At 49.4% G+C, this 3,260-nt stretch carries 1 tRNA gene and 2 rRNA genes; all 3 read right to left on the bottom strand.

Annotated elements, in window-relative coordinates:
* Positions 1–19: 19 nt before the first annotated feature.
* Positions 20–2,923 (bottom strand): 23S ribosomal RNA (locus AC3E7H_RS09820).
* Positions 2,924–3,048: 125 nt separating this feature from the next.
* Positions 3,049–3,121 (bottom strand) — tRNA-Ala (locus AC3E7H_RS09815).
* Between the two features lie 50 nt (positions 3,122–3,171).
* Positions 3,172–3,260, bottom strand: a 16S ribosomal RNA gene (locus AC3E7H_RS09810); the annotation flags it as partial.

The raw sequence follows: 3,260 nt of genomic DNA, 5'->3' as shown, positions 1-3,260 counted from the left end.
CTTCGTATTCTCAGTTACTTTGGATAAGTCCTCGAGCTATTAGTATTAGTCCGCTACATGTGTCGCCACACTTCCACTTCTAACCTATCTACCTGATCATCTCTCAGGGCTCTTACTGATATAAAATCATGGGAAATCTCATCTTGAGGTGGGTTTCACACTTAGATGCTTTCAGCGTTTATCCCTTCCCTACATAGCTACCCAGCGATGCCTTTGGCAAGACAACTGGTACACCAGCGGTAAGTCCACTCTGGTCCTCTCGTACTAGGAGCAGATCCTCTCAAATTTCCTACGCCCGCGACGGATAGGGACCGAACTGTCTCACGACGTTCTGAACCCAGCTCGCGTGCCGCTTTAATGGGCGAACAGCCCAACCCTTGGGACCGACTACAGCCCCAGGATGCGACGAGCCGACATCGAGGTGCCAAACCTCCCCGTCGATGTGAACTCTTGGGGGAGATAAGCCTGTTATCCCCAGGGTAGCTTTTATCCGTTGAGCGATGGCCCTTCCATACGGAACCACCGGATCACTAAGCCCGACTTTCGTCCCTGCTCGAGTTGTAGCTCTCGCAGTCAAGCTCCCTTATACCTTTACACTCTGCGAATGATTTCCAACCATTCTGAGGGAACCTTTGGGCGCCTCCGTTACCTTTTAGGAGGCGACCGCCCCAGTCAAACTGCCCGTCAGACACTGTCTCCGATAGGGATCACCTATCTGGGTTAGAGTGGCCATAACACAAGGGTAGTATCCCAACAACGTCTCCTTCGAAACTGGCGTCCCGATCTCTTAGACTCCTACCTATCCTGTACATGTGGTACAGACACTCAATATCAAACTGCAGTAAAGCTCCATGGGGTCTTTCCGTCCTGTCGCGGGTAACCTGCATCTTCACAGGTACTAAAATTTCACCGAGTCTCTCGTTGAGACAGTGCCCAAATCATTACGCCTTTCGTGCGGGTCGGAACTTACCCGACAAGGAATTTCGCTACCTTAGGACCGTTATAGTTACGGCCGCCGTTTACTGGGGCTTCAATTCATACCTTCGCGTTTCCGCTAAGCACTCCTCTTAACCTTCCAGCACCGGGCAGGCGTCACCCCCTATACATCATCTTACGATTTAGCAGAGAGCTGTGTTTTTGATAAACAGTTGCTTGGGCCTATTCACTGCGGCTGACATAAAGTCAGCACCCCTTCTCCCGAAGTTACGGGGTCATTTTGCCGAGTTCCTTAACGAGAGTTCTCTCGCTCACCTGAGGCTACTCGCCTCGACTACCTGTGTCGGTTTGCGGTACGGGTAGAGTATGTTTAAACGCTAGAAGCTTTTCTTGGCAGTGTGACATCACTAACTTCGCTACTAAACTTCGCTCCCCATCACAGCTCAATGTTATAGAACTAAGCATTTAACTCAATTCACACCTCACTGCTTAGACAGACACTTCCAATCGTCTGCTTTAGTTAGCCTACTGCGTCCCTCCATCACTACATACTCTAGTACAGGAATATCAACCTGTTGTCCATCGGATACACCTTTCGGTCTCTCCTTAGGTCCCGACTAACCCAGGGCGGACGAGCCTTCCCCTGGAAACCTTAGTCTTACGGTGGACAGGATTCTCACCTGTCTTTCGCTACTCATACCGGCATTCTCACTTCTATGCGTTCCAGCACTCCTCACGGTACACCTTCTTCACACATAGAACGCTCTCCTACCATACCTATAAAGGTATCCACAGCTTCGGTAAATTGTTTTAGCCCCGGTACATTTTCGGCGCAGGGTCACTCGACTAGTGAGCTATTACGCACTCTTTGAATGAATAGCTGCTTCTAAGCTAACATCCTAGTTGTCTGTGCAACCCCACATCCTTTTCCACTTAACAATTATTTTGGGACCTTAGCTGGTGGTCTGGGCTGTTTCCCTTTCGACTACGGATCTTAGCACTCGCAGTCTGACTGCCGACCATAATTCATTGGCATTCGGAGTTTATCTGAGATTGGTAATCCGGGATGGACCCCTCACCCAAACAGTGCTCTACCTCCAAGAATCTCTAATGTCGACGCTAGCCCTAAAGCTATTTCGGAGAGAACCAGCTATCTCCAAGTTCGTTTGGAATTTCTCCGCTACCCACAAGTCATCCAAGCACTTTTCAACGTGCCCTGGTTCGGTCCTCCAGTGCGTCTTACCGCACCTTCAACCTGCTCATGGGTAGGTCACATGGTTTCGGGTCTACGACATGATACTAAGGCGCCCTATTCAGACTCGGTTTCCCTACGGCTCCGTCTCTTCAACTTAACCTCGCATCATATCGTAACTCGCCGGTTCATTCTACAAAAGGCACGCTCTCACCCATTAACGGGCTCGAACTTGTTGTAGGCACACGGTTTCAGGTTCTATTTCACTCCCCTCCCGGGGTGCTTTTCACCTTTCCCTCACGGTACTGGTTCACTATCGGTCACTAGGGAGTATTTAGGGTTGGGAGATGGTCCTCCCAGATTCCGACGGGATTTCACGTGTCCCGCCGTACTCAGGATACTGCTAGGTACAAAGACTATTTTGAATACGAGGCTATCACTCTCTTTGGCTGATTTTCCCAAACCATTCTTCTATAGTCTTTGAGTCCACATTGCAGTCCTACAACCCCGAAGAGTAAACTCTTCGGTTTGCCCTTCTGCCGTTTCGCTCGCCGCTACTAAGGCAATCGCTTTTGCTTTCTCTTCCTGCAGCTACTTAGATGTTTCAGTTCACTGCGTCTTCCTCCTCATATCCTTAACAGATATGGGTAACAGGTAGTACCTGTTGGGTTCCCCCATTCGGAAATCCCTGGATCATCGCTTACTTACAGCTACCCAAGGCATATCGTCGTTTGTCACGTCCTTCTTCGGCTCCTAGTGCCAAGGCATCCACCGTGCGCCCTTATTAACTTAACCTTATTTTTCTGACCTTTCAGTCATAAACTCTTATTAATACTACAGCGTTTTCGGTTTATTTTCTTGTTACTATTTGATATAGATATTCAATTTTCAATGTGCATTACTTGGTGATCTCTCACCAATGGAGCCTAGCGGGATCGAACCGCTGACCTCCTGCGTGCAAAGCAGGCGCTCTCCCAGCTGAGCTAAGGCCCCACAAGACCTCTCAAGACTAAACAAGACCAATGTGCATTCCTTATCCTTAGAAAGGAGGTGATCCAGCCGCACCTTCCGATACGGCTACCTTGTTACGACTTCACCCCAATCATCTATCCCACCTTAGGCGGCTGGCTCC

It is taken from the genome of Streptococcus sp. SCPM-O-B-15304 (M98) (genome assembly GCF_058200215.1).
This window is presented reverse-complemented; position numbering and strand designations above follow the sequence as displayed.